Source organism: Stutzerimonas chloritidismutans AW-1, from assembly GCF_000495915.1.
GTDB classification, from domain to species: domain Bacteria; phylum Pseudomonadota; class Gammaproteobacteria; order Pseudomonadales; family Pseudomonadaceae; genus Stutzerimonas; species Stutzerimonas chloritidismutans.
In genome coordinates this window covers 1-17,447 of sequence record NZ_AOFQ01000022.1, presented here as the reverse complement: position 1 = coordinate 17,447, position 17,447 = coordinate 1, and the positions used below count along the sequence as shown (strand labels likewise).

Here is a 17,447-nt window from a genome sequence, read left to right as displayed (position 1 = left end):
CGCGACCGCGAGGAGCAGGCAATGAGCGGGCAGGTAATCTTCATCGACGACGAGGCGGCGATCCGCCAGGCCGTGCAGCAGTGGCTGGAGCTGTCCGGCTTCCAGGTGCGCACCTTCTCACGCGCGCGCGAGGCGCTGGCGGCGCTGGATCGCGATTTTCCTGGCGTGCTGATCAGCGACGTGCGCATGCCCGATCTCGACGGCCTCGGCCTACTCGAACAGCTGGTGGCGCTGGACACCGACCTGCCCGTGATCATGGTCACCGGGCACGGCGACGTGCCAATGGCGGTGCAGGCGCTGCGTCAGGGCGCTTACGACTTCATCGAAAAACCCTTCACCCCGGAACGCCTGCTCGACAGCGTGCGCCGTGCCATGGACAAGCGCCGGCTGGTCTGCGAGAACCGCCAGCTGCGCGAGCAGTTCGCCCGCAAGGGGCGTATCGAATCGCAGCTGCTCGGCGTATCACGGGCGATGGTCAGCCTGCGCCGGCAGGTGCTGGAGCTGGCCGGTACCGACGTCAACGTGCTGATCCGTGGCGAGACCGGCAGCGGCAAGGAACAGGTCGCGCGCTGCCTGCATGACTTCAGCCCGCGCGCCGGCGGGCCGTTCGTGGCGCTGAACTGCGCAGCGATCCCGGAAACCATCTTCGAAAGCGAGCTGTTCGGCCACGAGAGCGGCGCCTTCACCGGCGCTCAGGGCAAACGCATCGGCCGCATCGAACACGCCGCCGGCGGCACGCTGTTCCTCGACGAGATTGAAAGCATGCCGCTGGCCCAGCAGGTCAAGCTGCTGCGCGTGCTGCAGGAAAAGACCCTGGAACGCCTGGGTTCAAACCGCAGTATCGAGGTCGACCTACGGGTGATCAGCGCGGCCAAGCCGGACCTGCTGGAAGAGGTGCGCGGCGGCCGCTTCCGCGAGGACCTGCTGTACCGGCTGAACGTCGCCGAGCTGCACATCCCGCCATTGCGCGAGCGTCGCGAGGACATTCCGCTGCTCTTCGAACACTTCGCCAGCCAGGCCGCCCAGCGCCACGGCCGCGCCGCACCACCGATGACGCCTGGCGAGCTGACGCAACTGCTCGCCCACGACTGGCCGGGCAACGTGCGCGAGCTGATCAACGCCGCCGAACGCCACGCCCTCGGCCTCAGCGCGCCGGCCCCGGCGAGCAGCGGCGGCCAGTCGCTGGCCGAGCAGATGGAAGCCTTCGAGGCGCAATGCCTGCACAACGCCCTGCAGCAGTGCAAAGGCAACATCACCGAGGTCATGACCCAGCTGCAGCTGCCACGGCGCACCCTCAACGAGAAGATGCAGCGCCACGGCCTGAGCCGCAGCGACTATTTGCCGGCGGGCAGCACGGATAACTGAGCAGTTGGCCGAGCTGCAGAACTTCCGGCAGAGGTCCCCGCGCAACGAGCGCCTCGAACGCCGCACCGCAGCTGACCCGCAGGCTTTGTCGCCAGGCCATTCAAGGCTTAGCGGCATTGAACATCAGCATCCAGCTCGCCCCCCGAACAAACCTCAGGGCAACCTTGGCCGCGAAGCTTTTGTGCCGCCGCTCGGCGGGCTAGAGCATGGGATCAGCGCACCGGTCGCCTTTCGCGGTCGAGCCCGCTCCCACAAAAGGTTTCTGGGTACGGTCAGTCGCCCAACTCATCCAGCTGCCGCTGCAGGAAACGCCGTTCGGGCTCCAACTGCACCAGGCGCAGCGCGCTGCGATAGGCCTCGCGGGCCTCGTCGATACGCGCCAGCCGGCGCAACAGATCGGCACGGGTGGCGTGGCTGAGGTGGTAGTCCTGCAGATCACCGTGCCCGAGGAGTTCATCCACCAACAGCATGCCGGCCTCGGGCCCGTCGCGCATGGCCACGGCCACCGCGCGGTTCAGTTCCACCACCGACGACGGGCTCAACTGCAGCAGCACATCGTAGAGCCGGACGATCTGCGGCCAGTCGGTCTGCGCGGCGCTCGGCGCCTCGGCATGCACCGCGACGATGGCGGCCTGCAGCGCGTAGGCGCCGAACGCGCGACTGGTCAACGCCAGCTGCACCAGCTGCGATCCTTCGGCAATCTGCTGACGGTTCCACAGGCTGCGGTCCTGCTCATCCAGCCGCACCAGCTCACCGGTAGCATCGGTACGCGCAGCCCGGCGGGCATCGTGCAGCAGCATCAACGCCAGCAGCCCCATCACCTCGGCGTTGGGCAGCAGTTCGAGGAGCAGTCGGCCCAGGCGAATCGCCTCGGCACAGAGGTCGGCGCGGGTCAGCTCGGCGCCGGCCGATGCGGTGTAGCCCTCGTTGAATACCAGATAGACCACCCGCAGCACGCTCTCCAGCCGCGCCGACAGCTCGTCGCGCTCTGGCACCCGATACGGCAACCGGGCGTCACGGATCTTCGCCTTGGCGCGCACGATGCGCTGGGCAATGGTGGCCGGTGGAGCGAGAAAGGCACGGGCAATCTCCTCGGTGGTCAGGTCGCAGACTTCACGCAGGGTCAGCGCCACGCGGCCATCGGCCGGCAGGGCCGGGTGGCAGCAGGTGAAGATCAGCCGCAGACGGTCGTCTTCCATCTCATCGACCTCCACTGCCTGCGCCGCGTCTTCCAGCTGTTCGGCCAGCAGCCGCAACGAGGCGTCGAAACGCGCACGGCGGCGCAGGGCATCGATGGCCTTGAAGCGGCCGGCGGAAACCAGCCAGGCGCGCGGATTGTCCGGAATCCCATCGCGCGGCCACTGTTGCAAGGCCTCTTCGGCGCGATCGAAGTCGCCCAGCAGACGGATCAGCGTGGCCAGCACGCGCCGCGATTCGCTGCGATAGACCGCCTCGACCCGCGCCGCCGTGAAATGTCCGGTCAGCGGCATGCTCAGCGCTGCGGCAGCTGGCGCAACGGCCGGACCTCAACGCAGCCAAGGCTGGCCGGCGGGATCTTCGCCGCGATGGCCTCGGCCTCCTGCTGGTCCGCCGCCTCGATCAGGTAGAAGCCCGCCAGCTGCTCGCGGGTTTCGGCGAACGGGCCGTCGACCACCGAGGTGACGCCATCACGCACGCGCACCGTGCGCGCGGTACGCACCGACTGCAGCGGTTCGCCGGCGAGCATGTGGCCACTGGCGCGCAACTCTTCGCCGCAACTCACGCAACGCGCGACCAGCGCATGCCACTGTTCGTCGGTCATCGCATCCACACGCTGTTCATCGTAATAGATCAGGCACAGGTAGTTCATGGCGGGGCTCCGTCTGCCGGCAACGCAGCAAAGCTAGCAGCCATTGAACGACCTCGCCCGATCACGCGACGAAGACCGCGGGCCAGCCTCAACCGGTCTGTTGCTGCGACGGTGTCTGATCCATGCATACCTGGCCGGTCTGCATGTCGAAGGGCATCGAAAAGTGCTCATGGATCACCTTCCACTCGCCATCGCGCCGGGCCCAGACCCGCGTGCCGCGCATCCAGGCCGTTTGCATCTCGCCTTCGGCATTGGGGCCGCCACAGTGGGTAAGCATGCGGCTGCAGGCCAGCTCGCCGCCGACATCCACATGCAGCTCATGGGTCTCGAAGAAGCCTTCGCCCTGGCAGAACTCGAAGCAACGCTGCCAGTGCGCCCGATATTCCTCAACACCCTTGAATTGCAGTGCGCCGACTGCATCGAAGGCGACTACGTCGTCGGCGTACTGCGCCATGATCCGGTCGAGATCCTTGGCCTTGGTGGCTTGTTCGAACGTTTCGTGCAGCTGGCGAATGGCGCTCTCGACCTGGCTGTTCTGGGTATTCATGTCCTTCTCCTCTGATCGGGTGAACGGGGTTCACCAACTAGTCGTCCGGCGACTTCCAGAATCGACAGACCCAATCAGTTTTTTCTACGCAGGCGCGGCCCGCATGCCAGACGCCCTGCGCCGGCGGCGCGCGAGCACACCACGGCTCCATCGGGCGGAATACGGTTGCGAATTGTTAGCATTGAAATATGATAGTGGCTCTCAGATGGCACAGGCTCTCAACTACCCGCCGCGCCGTCATCCGCCACCCTCACAGCTCAACGTCCGGTCAGGTCCGCCATGCCCACTCTTCGCTTCCCGCGTAAAACCGCACTGCTGCCCGTTTGCCTTGCCGCCAGCTTCGCTGGCTCGCCGCTCATGGCTCAGGAGCAACTCGAAGATCAATCTCAAGGCACTGCCGCCGAGCCGGTCGAACTGCAATCGGTGGAAATCACCGCCAGCGCCGACGCCTCGGCCGATGGCCTGACCCAACCCTACGCCGGCGAACAGGTTGCGCGTGGTGGGCGAGTAGGGATTATGGGCAATCGCGACTACATGGAAACCCCGTTCACCTCGACGTCCTATACCTCGCAGCTGATTCAGGACCAGCAGGCGCGTAGCGTGTCGGACATCGTGCAGAACGATCCTTCGGTGCGCGTGGCGCGTGGCTTCGGCAACATGCAGGAGCTGTACGTCGTGCGCGGGTTCACGCTGTTTTCCGACGACATTTCGTACAACGGGCTTTACGGCCTGCTGCCGCGTCAGTACGTAGCGGCCGAATTCATCGAGCGCGCCGAAGTTTTCCGTGGCGCCAGCGCCTTTCTTAATGGTGCGGCACCGGGAGGCTCAGGTGTTGGCGGCATGATCAACCTCGTACCCAAGCGTGCTCCGAATGAGCCGCTCACGAGACTGACAGTGGGAGCCGAAAATGGCGGTCAAGGTTCGGCAGCCGTCGATCTGGGCCGCCGCTTCGGTGAAGAGGAGCGCTTCGGCTTGCGTCTTAACGCTGCCAAGCATGCCGGCGAGACTACCGTCGAAGACGAGGATCGCACCCTCGACATGTTCGCCCTCGGCCTCGACTATCAGGGCGACAACTTCCGCCTATCTGCTGATATCGGTCATCAATACCACTTCATAGATGCGCCTCGCCCCAGCGTGAGCATCGCCATCGGTATACCGCTACCAAGCGCACCAGACGCCAAAGATAACTTTGCTCAGCCATGGACGTTCTCCAAGGAAAAGCAGACGTTCGGCACCGTCCGGGGCGAGTACGACTTTTCTGACTCGGTCACGGGCTGGCTAGCCGTAGGCGCGCGCCGCGGCGAGGAAGAAAACCGCTTGGCCAACCCGACTTACGTCGGCGCCGACTCCACGACAGCTTACCGCTTCGATAACCGCCGCAAGGAAGAGATCTCTACGGGTGAAATAGGCCTGCGCGGCCTTGCATTGACCGGACAGGTCTCCCACCAATGGGTAATGTCCGCGGCGACCTTCCAGGCCGAGGAACGCAACGCGTTCGGTGGATCCGATTATGACAACCCCTTTGCCGGCAGCCTCGATACTCCGTATGACGCCCCTATCCCCGACTTGCTGCCGAAAAACATCAACGGTTCGTTTTCCGATCCTAATGTGATCGGCCGCACCTCCACTCGGAGCCTGGCGATCGCAGACACGCTTGGGTTCATGGATGATCGGCTACTTGTAACCCTAGGCGCACGTCGACAAGGGATCGAGACCAGGAACTACTCTGCGGCGACCGGAGATCGCGCGTCACGGATCAACCGCTACGAGACCACTCCTGTTGGCGGCGTGCTCTACAAGCTGACCGATGACGTATCAATCTATGCCAACTACATCGAGGGGCTTGCCAAGGGTGACAGCGCCCCATGGACCACCAGGCGGCCCGATGGAACGACCGAGGCAGTCAGCAATGCCGGGCAAACACTGGCGCCACACATCGCCAAGCAAACCGAGATCGGCTTGAAGTACGACGGCATTAATCTGGGCGGCAGCCTGGCGGTGTTCCGCACCGAACGCCCTATCGGCGTAGTGACCGACGGCGTCTTCCGCGAAGGAGGCGATCAGCTCAATCGCGGGATAGAACTGTCGCTGTTCGGCGAACCGGCCCCCGGAATGCGTCTGCTGGGCGGCGTGACCCTGCTCGATACCGAGCTAAGCGACACCGATAATGGCGATTACGACGGGAACCACGCTATTGGCGTGCCCAAGACCCAAGCCAACATTGGCGGAGAATGGGATGTGCCTCGGCTTGCCGGCCTCACGCTGACCAGTCGCGTCGTCTATACCAGCAGCCAGTACACCGATATCGACAATAACCGAGAAATCCCGTCCTGGACGCGTCTGGACCTCGGTGCGCGCTACGAGATGAAAGTGCAGGACCGCGACGTTACGCTCCGCGCCCGTCTCGACAACGCCACTGGCCGTGACTACTGGGCCTCCACAGGTGGCTATCCAGGCTCCAACTACCTCGTCCTCGGCGCCCCGCGCACGCTCTCGGTCAGCGCTACGGTCGATTTCTGATGCAGGCAGTCACCCTGCGGCGGTGGGGCTGGGTCCACAAGTGGTCCAGCCTCGTCTCTACGCTGTTCATCCTGATGCTGTGCCTGACCGGCTTGCCGCTGATCTTCTCCCACGAGATCGATCACCTCAGCGGCAACGAGATCGAGGCGCCGGCGATGCCCGAGGGCACGCCGCGCGCTGCGGTCGACCGGGTTGCGGCCGAAGCTGTGAAGGCCTACCCCGGCCTGGTGCCGCTATATTTCTTTGCCGAGGAAGACGCGCCGGATATCTGGTACGTCAAGCTCGACACCCGCGTCGATACCGATGAAAGCCAGTCCACCTTGATCCTCTCCGATGCCCGCACCGCCGCAGTGCTTGGCGCGCCGAACTTCGACGAAGGCTTCATGAGCGTGATGTACCGCCTGCACGTCGACCTCTACGCGGGGCTGGCGGGCAAGTTGTTTCTCGGTTTCATGGGGCTGTTGTTGATGATCGCGATCGTCTCTGGTGTCGTGCTCTATGCGCCATTCATGCGCAAGTTGCACTTCGGCGAAGTGCGCCAGGAACGCACCACCCGCACCCGCTGGCTGGACCTGCACAACCTGCTCGGCATCGTCACCCTGGTGTGGGCCCTCGCGGTGGGCTTCACCGGAGTGATCAATACCTGGGCGGACCTGATCTTCCAAGCCTGGCAGGCCGAACAGGTCGCCGCGCTACAAGCCGGTGAAACGCGGGTACTGCTGGCCACCGATGCCAGTGATGCGCCTGCCGCTGATGGCTCCTTGCAGACTGCGGTCGATCGCGTGCTGGCTGCGGCGCCGGACATGGCGGTGTCGATGATTGCCTACCCCGGCACACTGCGCGCCACGCCGGAGCACGTCGCGGTGATCCTGCGCGGCGACACGCCGCTGACCTCGCGCCTGACCCAGGCGCTGCTGGTCGATCCGGCTAATGGCGAGGTGCTCGAAGCCGGCGCGCGACCCTGGTACGTCACCGCGCTGCAACTGTCCGAGCCGCTGCATTTCGGCGATTACGGTGGCCTGCCGCTGAAGGTCCTCTGGGCGTTGCTGGATATCCTCACCATCGTCGTGCTCGGCAGCGGTCTGTACCTGTGGCTCAAGCGCGGCGCGACTGAGGTGCGCTCATGATGCGCATCTGGTTCTGGCCGGTGCTGATCGGCGTGCTGTCCATGCTCGGGCTGATCGCCGGGCTGCTGTCCGAAGGCGCGGGCGATTGGCTGAGCTGGCTGGCCCTGGCGGCGCCCGTCGCCATCGGCCTGCATGGCTTGTCGCGCAGCGGCGCCCGCCCCCAGGCACGCGGCGAGGCCCTTACCCTTGCAGGATCTCGGCGAGCTGGTCGAAGCTGAACGGCTTGGGCAGCGAGCGCGCCGGCAGGTTGCTTTCGATACGCCCTTCACCGGAGACGAATACCAGCCGCAACCATGGCTGGGTTCGCAAGGCCTCGGCGGCGAAGTCGGTGCCTGATCGGCCCGGCAGATTGACGTCCAGCAACAGGTGATCGAAGCGCTGTTCGTGCAGCCCCTGCGCGGCCGCTTCAGCATTCGGATAGCCGCAGACGCGGTAGCCCAGCTCCTCGACCATCTCGCAGGCCAGCACCAGCAGTTGCGGCTGGTCCTCCACCACCATCACCCACTGCTGCTCGACGGGCTTGTCGTCGCTGTGCTGCGTGCCCAGCAACTGGCGCACCTTGCGCGCCAGGTCTTCCTGCCGATAGGGCTTGCTCAGCAACTCCACGCCCGGATCGAGGCGCCCGCCATGCACGATGGCATTGCGCGTGTAGCCGGAGGTGAACAGCACGGCGATATCCGGCAGCAACACGCGAGCCTGGCGCGCCAGTTCGGTGCTGCTGAGCGGCCCCGGCATGACCACATCGGTGAACAGCAGGTCGATGGAAAGGCCGCTCTGCAGGATGCTCAGGGCGCTCTGCGCATCGTTGGCGCGCAGCACCGAATAGCCGAGGCCGGTGAGCAGCTCGATCACCGTGGCCTGCACCGGCAGATCGTCCTCGACCACGAGGATGGTTTCGCTGCCGCCCACCACCGGCCCGACGGTGGATGGCTGCGCCTGTACCTCGGGTTGCTCGGTGCGCGGCAGGTAAAGCTTTACGCTCGTGCCGGCACCCGGCTCGCTGTACAGGCGGATATGCCCGCCGCTCTGCTTGGCGAAGCCGTAGGCCATGCTCAACCCCAGCCCGGTGCCCTGCCCTTCTGGCTTGGTGGTGAAGAACGGTTCGAAGGCCTGTTCGATAATGTTGGCGGGCATGCCAACGCCTGTGTCCGACACCGCCAGCAACACGTATTGCCCTGGCGCGACGTCGATCTGGGTACCGGTGTAGTGCTCGTCGAGCATGGCGTTGCCCAGCTCCAGGGTGAGCTTGCCCCCATCAGGCATGGCATCGCGGGCATTGATCGCCAGGTTCAGCACCACCTGTTCGAGCTGGTTCGGGTCGACCATCGTCGTCCACAGCCCGCCCGCCACCACGGTTTCGATTTCGATGCGCTCGCCCAACGCCTGGCGCAGCAGCTCGTCGAGGTCGCGCAAAAGCCGGCTAAGGTTGGTCGGCTGCGGGCGCAGCGGCTGCCGACGGGCGAAGGCCAGCAGTTGCCGCGCCAGCTTGGCACCGCGCTCGACGGCGGAGCTGGCCGCATCGACCCGCTTCGCCGCGCCACGGTTGGCCTCCACCAGCGGCTGCAGCAATTGCAGATTGCCGGCGATCACCTGCAGCACGTTGTTGAAGTCGTGTGCCACGCCGCCGGTGAGCTTGCCGATGGCTTCGAGCTTCTGCGACTGATACAGAGCCTGGCGGCTGAGTTCCAGCTCGCGGGTGCGCTCCTCGACCAGCTCCTGCAGCTGCTCGCTGGAGCGCTGCAGCGCCTGCTGCGCCAGCACCTGGGCGGTGACATCATGGCCCTGGCAGAAGATGCCGCTGACCTGCTCGTCCTCGCTGAACACCGGCTGGAAAATGAAATTCACATAGTGACGCTCGGCCTTGCCGCCGGCCTGCGGGCGCACGCGCACGGCGATGTCGCGGCCGATATAGGGCCGCCCGGTGACATAGACCTGCTGTAGCAAATCGGAGAGCGCGCGGCTTTCCAGTTGCGGAAACGCCTTGAGCGCCGGACGCCCGAGCAGCTCGCGGGCGCCGACCAGCTGGTGGAAGGCGCGATTGGCGATCTTCAGCTCGTGCTGCGGCCCTTCGGTGATGGCGATGAAGCCCGGCGCCTGGTCGAACAGCCGTTGCAGGTGGGCGCGCTCCTCGCTGAGCTGACGACCATGCAGCTCGTTGGCGCGACGCTCCGCGACCAGCGCCGAGACATCGCGCAAGGTCAGTGCCGCGCCCACCACTGCGCCATCCGCAGAACACACGGCGGCGACGACGATCTCCAGCGTTCGCCCGTTAGCCGCATCTTCATGCTGCAGGGTCAGCGTCGTGTCGCAATCCTGGACCTGCGCCAGGGCCTGGCCCAGCTCGTCGCTCCAGAACGGCAGCCCGCTCGCCGCACGGCGTAGCACCTCGCCACGGCCAAGGCCGAACATCTCGGCGGCACCGGCGCTCCAGTAGAGCACCGCCCCGGCGCGGTCGAGACCGACGATGGCGTCGCGCGCCGCGTCGATGAAATGATGCAGGTAGAGCTCTGCGGTGAGTGACGAACGCTTGCTCAACTGCCCGCCATCGACCATCGCGTTGGCCTGCGCCAACGTGGTGCGCAGGCGCGACCGCCGCCGCACGCTGGCCAAGGCCTGATCAAGCTGCGCCAGCGCGCTGGCGCCGAGGGTGACGATCGACCAGTGAGGCCCGAGCAACGGCGCCGGGCCCAGCTCGCGGTGCAGCGAGTCGACGCCCGCCTCATCGCTGAGGAACAGCAACTGGGTGGCCTTCCAGCGACTGCGCAGCTGCCGGGCCTGCGCCACCGGGCGTTGCAGACCGGGCGCCAGCAGCACCAGCGCCGGCTCGTTCTCATCGGGCAGCAACGCGCCTGGATCAAGGCTGCGCACCTGCAGACCGTGGGCTGTCGCCCAGCTGTCGATCTGCTCGCGCAACGCGGCATCGCCTGCCTCCAGCAGCGCGATCTGATCGAGCAGCAGCTCGCTCATAGCAGCGGCAGCCCCAGCAGGCTGCGACCGGTCCAGAGCTTGAGCAGGCCGGTGGTGGGGGTCATCACGTGCGCGGCCCGCGCGTCACGCAGCAGACGGGCGACACGACTGTTCTCGCGATAGGCCGCGCCGCCGCAAAGAGTCATCGCCTCGTTGGCCAGACGCACTGCGGTCTCCGCCGCATCGGCCTTGCACGCCAGAATGAACGACAACGCTTCGGGGTGGGCGCCATCGCCCCGGCGTGCGGCTTCGCGCACCAGCGCGCGGGTCTTGACCAGCTCGGTCCAGAGTTCGCCATAGCGGATCTGCAGGCTTTCCACATCCCGCAGCGACTCGCCGGAATGGCTGTAATGCCGCGAGCGCAGATGCAGGCTCGCCTCGTCCAGCGCCGCCTGGGCAACGCCCAGATAGGTGCCGGCCATGGCCATGAGGAAGAACGGCGCGACCACCTCGAACACGTACCAGACCTGATCGCCCGGCTCGCCGAGCAGGTTGCGCGCCGGTACCCGGACGCGATCGAGCTGCAACGGCCGCGAGGAATTGCCACGCATGCCAAAGCCGGCCCAGGGCTCGAGCCAGTTCATGCCGGCACTGCCCTGGTCGACGATCAGGCAGCTGAAATCCCCCGCCTCGGCGCCCGCCGCGACGGTGGACACGACGTAGGAGTCAGCATGGTCGCCGTTGGTAACGAACTGCTTGGTACCGTCGACCAGGAAATCTTCGCCGTCGGCATCCAGATGGGTTTCCGGCAGGTAGAAATGCGCGCCAGTGCCCCGCTCGGAGAGCGCCAGCGTGGTGATGTGCTGTCCCGCGGCGATCTCCCGCAGGTAGTGTTCGCGCTGATGCTCGGTGGCCTTGGCCGCGATCACCGCGGTCGCCACGCAATGCATGCCGTAGCACAGCGCCGACGACGGGCAGGCGCGGGCGATGGTTTCGGTAATCACGCACAAGCCCAGCAGCCCCTGCCCCAGGCCGCCCAGTTCGCTCGGCACCTGCAGCCCGAGCAGCCCGGCATCGCCAAGTGCTCGCAGCGAATGGGCGGGCCAGCGGCAGTCGGCATCGACCTCGGCCGCCAGCGGCGCAATGACGGTTTCAGCCAGATCGGCGGCGACGTTTTGCAATTCGACGAGCTGAACGGGTAGCAAGTGGTCCATGAATCTTCCTGAATTCGCGGGTGGCTGGCGTCCGCCCAGGTGCATATCAGACCCTGACAGTCAGGTATTGTTCGAACAACGTCTTCGGGAGCGTTGGGCGCCCACGGTGGTCATAGTGGCATGACATCAATGACCACGCGCAAACGCCCCGTACTGCTTCGCCTCGCTCTCGCTCTGCTGATCGGCGCGACCCTGTCTGCCGGCGCGCGAGCCGAGACCGACGACATGCACATCCTGATCGGCAGCTACACGCACGACAGCCACAGCCCGGGCGTTCTGCGCCAGCGCTTCGATCCGGCGAAAGGTTGGATCGACCCGCAACCGCTGCAGACCCTCGCCAGCCACAATCCCTCCTGGCTGGTGCTGGACGAGCAGCGCGGGCGCCTCTATGCCACCAACGAGAACAGCCCAACGCACGCCGACCCGGTCGGTCGTGTCAGCGCCTGGCAACTCGACAGCAGCGGCGAGCACCAGCTGATCGGGCAGAACATCAGCCTGGGCGACGAACCGACCCATGCCAGCCTCAGCCATGACGGGCGCTACCTGTTCATCAGCAATTACGGGGCGCGACCGAACCCGGGCGGCAGCCTGGCGGTGATGCCGCTGGCCGAGGATGGCCGGCCACTGCCGGTCACGCAGCTTCTCGCGCATCAGTCGAGCGGCGTGCACCCCGAGAGGCAGCAGGCGGCGCATGTGCACTCCGCCGTACCGAGCCCGGACGACAAGCGCCTGCTGGTCAGCGACCTGGGCGCCGATCATGTATTCGTCTACCGCTACGACCCGCGCAATGCCGAACGTCCCCTGCAACCTGACGAACCCGCCAGCATCGAGCTGCCAGCGGGCAGCGGCCCGCGCCATCTGGTCTTCCACCCCAATGGCAAGCACGCCTATCTCGCCCTCGAGCTGAGCGCCCAAGTGGCGAGCTTCGACTACACGGACGGCACCCTGATCCGCCGGCAACTGCTGGACCTGAAGGATGCCGCTAGCGAGGTGCGTCATTCACCGGGGGCGATCCACACCTCGGCCGATGGCCGTTTCCTCTATGTCAGCGACCGCGGCGACTACAACCACATCATCGTCTTCGCTATCGACAGCGACGGCGCCCTGCGGGAAATCCAGCGCCGCCCCACTGAAGGCCGCGAACCACGAGAATTCGCCATCGCCCCAGACGGGCGTTTCCTGCTGATCGCCAATCAGCTGAGCGATGACGTGGTGGTGATCGGGCGCGATCCGGACAGCGGAAAGCTCGGCGAGACGCTGCAGACCCTGCCGGTCGAGCGCCCGTCGGACATCAAGTTTCTTGCCAAACCCTGAAGCCGAGCGGCGGTACTAGCAGCAGGCCAGCCGGACCGCGTGCCGGCTGAGCCTGACATCGGCGCTCACAGTCAAGGCTTGCGTTGCGACTCGCGCGAGGCGTCCTCTTCGCTCACCTCCTCGGCCAGGCCCGGCGGCACGTTGTAGGCGCCGCCGGGTACGTCGGCTTCGTCACCACCGGCGACCTCGCCCTGGGTGGACGTGGTTTCCGGATTCTGCTCGTGGGCGTCGCCGCTCTGGTCGATGGACTCGATGCTCTCGCGACCCTGGTCGTTCTGACTCATCAGCTGCTCCTCGCGTACCTGTGGCCATGCCCGGCCCGTCCGGGTGGCTCTATCGATTGGGAGGAGACGTGGCGGCGGAAGTTGCAGCGTAACGGCGCTTTTCTGGACCGATGGCCGCTCGGCGGTGCAGCTGAACTAAACCACAGGCCCGGCAGCCAAAACTGGACTAGAACTGCCATAGAACAGAATCATGCAACTGACTTCTCGCAGCCTGCCGATCACTCCTGCCCTTCACCCGGAGCAGGATCAGCCCTCACGGGCGCTGTACTTCGCCCTTGCCCGCGAGGTCGACGCGCAATCACGCGACAGCGCTGCGGAGTACCTGCGTGCGCAGCTCGAGGCCGCCGCTGCGCTGCCGTCCGACCTGCCGGAGGACCCGGCCAGCCTGGAAGCCTGGGTCATGCGGCGCACCGAAGTGGTCGGACGCCAGTATCAGGCTTACCTGGACCAGCGCCGTGCCGGCGGTCCGCGCCGCTATTTCGCCAGCAAGGCCCATGCACTGCATTTCCTGCGCGGGGTGGCGCCGACCAAGCTGGTCGATGGCGCCTGGCTCTATGGCCTGCTGCAGCGCTGGGATGATGCGCGCTTCACCGCGCTGATCCAGACCTATCTGGAGGAGCTCGGCGAAGGCCTGCCGGAGAAGAACCATGTGGTGCTCTACCGCAAGCTGCTGGCCAGCCAAGGCTGCGATGACTGGCAGGAGCTGGACGACGAGCACTTCGTCCAGGGGGCCATCCAGCTGGCACTGGCCGAGCATGCCGAGCAGTTCCTGCCGGAAGTGATCGGCTTCAACCTGGGCTACGAACAGTTGCCGCTGCACCTGCTGATCACCTCCTACGAGCTGACCGAGCTGGGCATCGATCCCTACTACTTCACCCTGCATGTCACCGTCGACAACGCCGACAACGGCCACGCCAAGAAAGCCGTGCAGGGCGTGCTGGATGCCTTGCCGCAGGTCGGCGACAGCGCGGAGTTCTATCGACGGGTGCGCAACGGCTACCGGCTCAACGACCTCGGCGCCAGCACCGTCTCGGTGATCGGCGACTTCGATCTGTCCCGGGAGGTGCAGCGCATCCTCGAGAAGAAGGCGGCGGTCGGCCAGTTCGTACACTCCGACTACTGCCGTTTCGAAGGCCGCACGGTCAATCAGTGGCTGGCCGAGGACGTCGAACAGTTTCTCTCCGTGCTGGACAAGCGCGGCTGGATCAAGCGCGGCCATGACCCGCAGGAAAGCCGCTTCTGGCAGCTGATCGCCGGCGAACAGGCGCCGATGTTCGGCGTCTTCAGCGCTTACGAGCAGCAGATGATCCATGACTGGATCGCTGGCGACTGGCAGGCCGACAGCAAGCGCAGCCCGCGCGGTGCGTTGCTGCAGCGCCAAGCGCTGTTCAACGCCCGGCGTGTGCCGCAGGAGCCGGGTGCGCTGCAACCGGCGGAAAGCGTCAGCGGCAACGATTTCGACGAGGAACTGCAGCTGCTCGAGCAGCAGATTGCACGCCTGCCCGATCGCGCCGCGCGCATGCGCCTGCTGCTGCCGCTTCTCGCCCCGCAACGCCACCACACTGCCGCCGGCCTGCTGGCCACGCGGCTGTTCAACGGACTGTTCAACTGAAGGCACACCAAGGAACGCGACGATGATCATGGACAATGCGCAGGACCTCGCGCTGCTGCACCTGGGCCAGGCCCTGCGGGATCGCGGCTATCACTTCATCACCCCCACGCCGCTGACCCATGAACGAGTCAATCAGCGCCCGGAAAATGCGCTCGCCGATGACCTGCCGGGGGTTTTCGGCTGGAGCCGCCCGTTCCAGCACGAACTGCTGCCACCACCGCTGTTCAGCCTGATGGATCAGGCTGACGTGCTGGAACCCTATGGCTCGCGCTGGCGCTCCAAGGTGCGGCTGTCCAGCCTCGACGGGCAGCTGTTCCTGCATTCGGCCTTTCCCACCGAAGCCACCGACGCGGTGTTCTTCGGCCCGGACACCTACCGTTTCGCCAGCGCCATCTGCTGCCATCTCAACCAGCATACCGGCGAGATCCGCCGCGTGGTGGACATCGGCTGTGGCTCGGGCGCCGGCGCCATTCTCACTGCCCTGGCGCGACCGCAAGCCGAAGTGCTGGCGGTGGATATCAATCCGGAAGCGCTGCGCTTGACGCGTATCAACGCAGCGCTGGCTGGGGCGAACAACCTGCGCGCCGAACGCAGCGACCTGCTGAGCAACGCACAAGGCGAGTTCGATCTGGTGCTGGCCAATCCTCCTTATCTGGTCGATACCGACCAGCGCGCCTATCGCCACGGCGGCGGACCGCTCGGTGCCGGGCTGTCGCTGGCGATTCTGGATGCCGCGCTCGGCCGCCTGGCGCCGGGCGGCACGCTACTGCTGTATACCGGGGTCGCCATGATCGACAACCAGGACCCCTTCCTGGCCGAGGTGCGCCAACGCCTGGAGCGTACCGACCTGCAGTGGGGCTACCGTGAGATCGACCCGGACGTATTCGGCGAGGAGCTGCTTGGCGGGGCCTATACCCAGTGCGATCGCATTGCTGCCGTGGTGCTGGAAGTGACGCGGGCGATGGGCTGACAGTAGGGGGAGGTTCGCCCGAGGAAAACGCTTCGCGGTTTTCCCCCAAACGACCGGCCAGGCGTAGGGTGGATAACGCCGCAGGCTTATCCACGCGCAAGTGAGCGCGCTTATCAGACCGGAAATAGCACCAAGATCAGTGACAGAGTGATCAGCGAACCCAGCGTCGACAGCAGCACCACCCGCGACACCCGCGAGCCTTCGCGTCCATAAAATTCCGCGAGCATGTACGGCCCGGTCCCGGTGGGTAACGCGCTGAGCAGCAACGCCGAATAGGCCCACAGCGTCGGCAGCTCGAATACCTGAAAAGCCAGATACCAGGTAATCAGCGGCTGCACCATCAACTTCAGCCCCACCAGCGGCCACACCCCCTGCACCCGTCCTCCGGGCTGTGGCTGGGCGAGGAACAGCCCCAGCGACACCAGCGCGCAGGGCGCCGCCGCCGCGCCCAGCAGCTTGAGCAATGTCGCCAGCGGCACCGGCAATTGCAGACCGCTCGCCGCCCAGAGCGCGCCGAGCAGCGGCGCGATCACCAGCGGATTGCGCGCCAGTGCACTGCTTACCTTTCCCAGCGTGCGCAACACGCCCTGCCCGGCATGCAGGCCGGTCTCGACGCAGGCCAGGGCGATGGCGAACAGCACACAGACCACCACGATCGAGGCGACCATCGCCGGCTGCAGCGCCTCGTCGCCCAGCACCAGCATGCACAGCGGAATCCCGACATAGCCGGTGTTGGCGTAGGACGCACCCAGCGCGTCCAGGCTGGCGTCGACCAGCGGCTGCTTCTGCAACATGCGATACGCAAGAGTGAAGGCGAACACGCCGAGGCAGCCGATGGCGAAGGCGGCGATAAAGCCGGGTTGCCAGAGCTGATCCCAGGTCGAGGTGGCAACCACGCTGAACAGCAGCGCCGGCAGGCCCAGCCAGACCACGAACCGATTGAGTTCGGAAGCGCCGGTTGGCCCCATCCTGCCGCTACGGCGGCACAGGTAACCGAGCAGGATCAGCGCAAAGACGGGCAAGACGACATTGACGACCGAAGACATGGACTCTCATCTGCAAGCTGGCGGCGCGGCGCAGGGCCACGACCGAAACGGCCGGCCACCATAGCAAATGCGGCGGATCGTCGCGCTCAGAGTCGACCAGGCACTACCCAGCCAACCCTGGGTTTCAGCTCAATGAAGCGACGGCGAATAGCCGTTGGGCGCGGCCCGCGCGGCGGCGAACTCGGCCTCGACGCTGCCACGCATCTGCGCAGTGCCGCCGGGGAAACCGCTGCGGTCTCTGTAGTCCCATTCGACCACCGGCACCTGCTCGGCATCCAGACCCTTGGCGCAGCTCAGGTCCAGCGCAGTAATGCCGGCCACCGCGCCGGCGGCAATAGCCGCATTCGCCGGCTCGTGGCCGTGCTCGATGCTCCAGCCGAGACCGGCCAGGTCCAGTGCATCGCCGCCGATACGACCGTAGATCCAGGGTTTCGGATCATCCGCCAGCAGGATGCCGACACCGGTGGCGATCTCGCGCAGCCCGCAGGCGCGGACCAGCCCGTCGCTGCCGGGCATGCCGATAAAGCGTGCGACCTGCCGCGGCGCCACCAACTGGACGACGCCCAGACCGATACTGAACCAGCCCAGCCCCCGCGCCAGCGTGCGCGCGGAATGGTTGGGCCGGGTGACTTGACGTGGAATGCTCATAAAGACTCCTCGCTCGATAACGTGGCTCCCCCCCCCCCCCCCCT

The 17,447-nt window shown here is 66.1% G+C and carries 15 protein-coding genes; 7 read left to right on the top strand and 8 right to left on the bottom strand.

Features of this window, described 5'->3' with window-relative positions:
• Positions 1-21 precede the first annotated feature (21 nt).
• Entirely contained in the window at positions 22-1,365 is a 1,344-nt protein-coding gene (locus tag F753_RS32735; protein WP_023444789.1) for a sigma-54-dependent transcriptional regulator, read from the top strand.
• A gap of 272 nt (positions 1,366-1,637) precedes the next feature.
• Here the strand turns inward: F753_RS32735 and F753_RS32730 are convergent, their stop codons facing one another.
• The 3 genes from F753_RS32730 to F753_RS32720 all read right to left on the bottom strand — a co-directional run bounded on the left by F753_RS32730 (position 1,638) and on the right by F753_RS32720 (position 3,761).
• Entirely contained in the window at positions 1,638-2,855 is a 1,218-nt protein-coding gene (locus F753_RS32730; RefSeq protein ID WP_023444788.1) for an RNA polymerase sigma factor, read from the bottom strand.
• A 2-nt stretch (positions 2,856-2,857) separates the two neighbouring features.
• Positions 2,858-3,214, bottom strand: coding sequence for a YciI family protein (locus F753_RS32725; protein WP_023444787.1), 357 nt, complete (start codon positions 3,212-3,214; stop codon positions 2,858-2,860).
• Positions 3,215-3,302: 88 nt separating this feature from the next.
• Positions 3,303-3,761 (bottom strand): YybH family protein, encoded by a 459-nt coding sequence (locus tag F753_RS32720; protein ID WP_023444786.1) that lies wholly within the window; start codon positions 3,759-3,761, stop codon positions 3,303-3,305.
• 279 nt (positions 3,762-4,040) lie between these two features.
• Here F753_RS32720 and F753_RS32715 point away from each other — a divergent pair, with 279 nt between their 5' ends.
• The 3 genes from F753_RS32715 to F753_RS32705 are packed head-to-tail and all read left to right on the top strand — an operon-like array spanning position 4,041 to position 7,626.
• Positions 4,041-6,281, top strand: coding sequence for a TonB-dependent receptor (locus tag F753_RS32715; RefSeq protein ID WP_031297437.1), 2,241 nt, complete (start codon positions 4,041-4,043; stop codon positions 6,279-6,281).
• On the top strand, positions 6,281-7,408 hold the full coding sequence (locus F753_RS32710) for a PepSY-associated TM helix domain-containing protein (RefSeq protein ID WP_023444784.1): 1,128 nt from the start codon (positions 6,281-6,283) through the stop codon (positions 7,406-7,408). Before F753_RS32715 ends, F753_RS32710 begins: the two co-directional genes overlap by 1 nt.
• On the top strand, positions 7,405-7,626 hold the full coding sequence (locus tag F753_RS32705; protein ID WP_023444783.1) for a hypothetical protein: 222 nt from the start codon (positions 7,405-7,407) through the stop codon (positions 7,624-7,626). The genes F753_RS32710 and F753_RS32705 overlap by 4 nt, the downstream gene beginning before the upstream one ends.
• On the opposite strand, the gene F753_RS32700 is transcribed toward F753_RS32705, so the two are convergent.
• Together F753_RS32700 and F753_RS32695 are read right to left on the bottom strand one after the other, a co-directional pair.
• Complete coding sequence (locus F753_RS32700; RefSeq protein ID WP_023444782.1) at positions 7,589-10,375, bottom strand: response regulator; 2,787 nt, start codon at positions 10,373-10,375, stop codon at positions 7,589-7,591. The genes F753_RS32705 and F753_RS32700 overlap by 38 nt on opposite strands.
• Positions 10,372-11,529, bottom strand: a complete 1,158-nt coding sequence (locus tag F753_RS32695; protein ID WP_023444781.1) for an acyl-CoA dehydrogenase family protein — start codon at positions 11,527-11,529, stop codon at positions 10,372-10,374. Before F753_RS32695 ends, F753_RS32700 begins: the two co-directional genes overlap by 4 nt.
• Before the next feature lie 129 nt (positions 11,530-11,658).
• On the opposite strand from F753_RS32695, the gene F753_RS32690 reads away from it, so the two are divergent.
• Entirely contained in the window at positions 11,659-12,843 is a 1,185-nt protein-coding gene (locus F753_RS32690) for a lactonase family protein (protein WP_023444780.1), read from the top strand.
• A gap of 71 nt (positions 12,844-12,914) precedes the next feature.
• Here the strand turns inward: F753_RS32690 and F753_RS32685 are convergent, their stop codons facing one another.
• Positions 12,915-13,127 carry a hypothetical protein gene (locus F753_RS32685; RefSeq protein WP_014822075.1) on the bottom strand — a complete coding sequence of 71 codons (213 nt, stop codon included), beginning with the start codon at positions 13,125-13,127 and terminating at the stop codon, positions 12,915-12,917.
• A gap of 190 nt (positions 13,128-13,317) precedes the next feature.
• Between F753_RS32685 and F753_RS32680 the strand changes: the two genes are divergently transcribed.
• Positions 13,318-14,739, top strand: coding sequence for an iron-containing redox enzyme family protein (locus F753_RS32680; protein WP_023444779.1), 1,422 nt, complete (start codon positions 13,318-13,320; stop codon positions 14,737-14,739).
• A 22-nt stretch (positions 14,740-14,761) separates the two neighbouring features.
• The gene (locus tag F753_RS32675; protein WP_023444778.1) at positions 14,762-15,709 is read left to right on the top strand and encodes a methyltransferase; all 948 of its coding nucleotides are present in this window, start codon (positions 14,762-14,764) and stop codon (positions 15,707-15,709) included.
• A gap of 113 nt (positions 15,710-15,822) precedes the next feature.
• On the opposite strand, the gene F753_RS32670 is transcribed toward F753_RS32675, so the two are convergent.
• On the bottom strand, positions 15,823-16,755 hold the full coding sequence (locus F753_RS32670) for an AEC family transporter (RefSeq protein WP_023444777.1): 933 nt from the start codon (positions 16,753-16,755) through the stop codon (positions 15,823-15,825).
• Between the two features lie 129 nt (positions 16,756-16,884).
• Positions 16,885-17,403, bottom strand: coding sequence for a hypothetical protein (locus F753_RS32665; RefSeq protein ID WP_023444776.1), 519 nt, complete (start codon positions 17,401-17,403; stop codon positions 16,885-16,887).
• Positions 17,404-17,447 lie beyond the last annotated feature (44 nt).

What these genes read in the sequence shown, in the direction of transcription:
- F753_RS32705 (WP_023444783.1), top strand. Translation starts at nt 7,405, where the DNA reads ATGATGCGCATCTGGTTCTGGCCGGTGCTGATCGGCGTGCTGTCCATG.
- F753_RS32715 (WP_031297437.1), top strand. Translation starts at nt 4,041, where the DNA reads ATGCCCACTCTTCGCTTCCCGCGTAAAACCGCACTGCTGCCCGTTTGC.
- F753_RS32700 (WP_023444782.1), bottom strand. Translation starts at nt 10,375, where the DNA reads ATGAGCGAGCTGCTGCTCGATCAGATCGCGCTGCTGGAGGCAGGCGAT.
- F753_RS32730 (WP_023444788.1), bottom strand. Translation starts at nt 2,855, where the DNA reads ATGCCGCTGACCGGACATTTCACGGCGGCGCGGGTCGAGGCGGTCTAT.
- F753_RS32695 (WP_023444781.1), bottom strand. Translation starts at nt 11,529, where the DNA reads ATGGACCACTTGCTACCCGTTCAGCTCGTCGAATTGCAAAACGTCGCC.
- F753_RS32710 (WP_023444784.1), top strand. Translation starts at nt 6,281, where the DNA reads ATGCAGGCAGTCACCCTGCGGCGGTGGGGCTGGGTCCACAAGTGGTCC.
- F753_RS32690 (WP_023444780.1), top strand. Translation starts at nt 11,659, where the DNA reads ATGACCACGCGCAAACGCCCCGTACTGCTTCGCCTCGCTCTCGCTCTG.
- F753_RS32685 (WP_014822075.1), bottom strand. Translation starts at nt 13,127, where the DNA reads ATGAGTCAGAACGACCAGGGTCGCGAGAGCATCGAGTCCATCGACCAG.
- F753_RS32735 (WP_023444789.1), top strand. Translation starts at nt 22, where the DNA reads ATGAGCGGGCAGGTAATCTTCATCGACGACGAGGCGGCGATCCGCCAG.
- F753_RS32675 (WP_023444778.1), top strand. Translation starts at nt 14,762, where the DNA reads ATGATCATGGACAATGCGCAGGACCTCGCGCTGCTGCACCTGGGCCAG.
- F753_RS32680 (WP_023444779.1), top strand. Translation starts at nt 13,318, where the DNA reads ATGCAACTGACTTCTCGCAGCCTGCCGATCACTCCTGCCCTTCACCCG.
- F753_RS32720 (WP_023444786.1), bottom strand. Translation starts at nt 3,761, where the DNA reads ATGAATACCCAGAACAGCCAGGTCGAGAGCGCCATTCGCCAGCTGCAC.
- F753_RS32725 (WP_023444787.1), bottom strand. Translation starts at nt 3,214, where the DNA reads ATGAACTACCTGTGCCTGATCTATTACGATGAACAGCGTGTGGATGCG.
- F753_RS32665 (WP_023444776.1), bottom strand. Translation starts at nt 17,403, where the DNA reads ATGAGCATTCCACGTCAAGTCACCCGGCCCAACCATTCCGCGCGCACG.
- F753_RS32670 (WP_023444777.1), bottom strand. Translation starts at nt 16,755, where the DNA reads ATGTCTTCGGTCGTCAATGTCGTCTTGCCCGTCTTTGCGCTGATCCTG.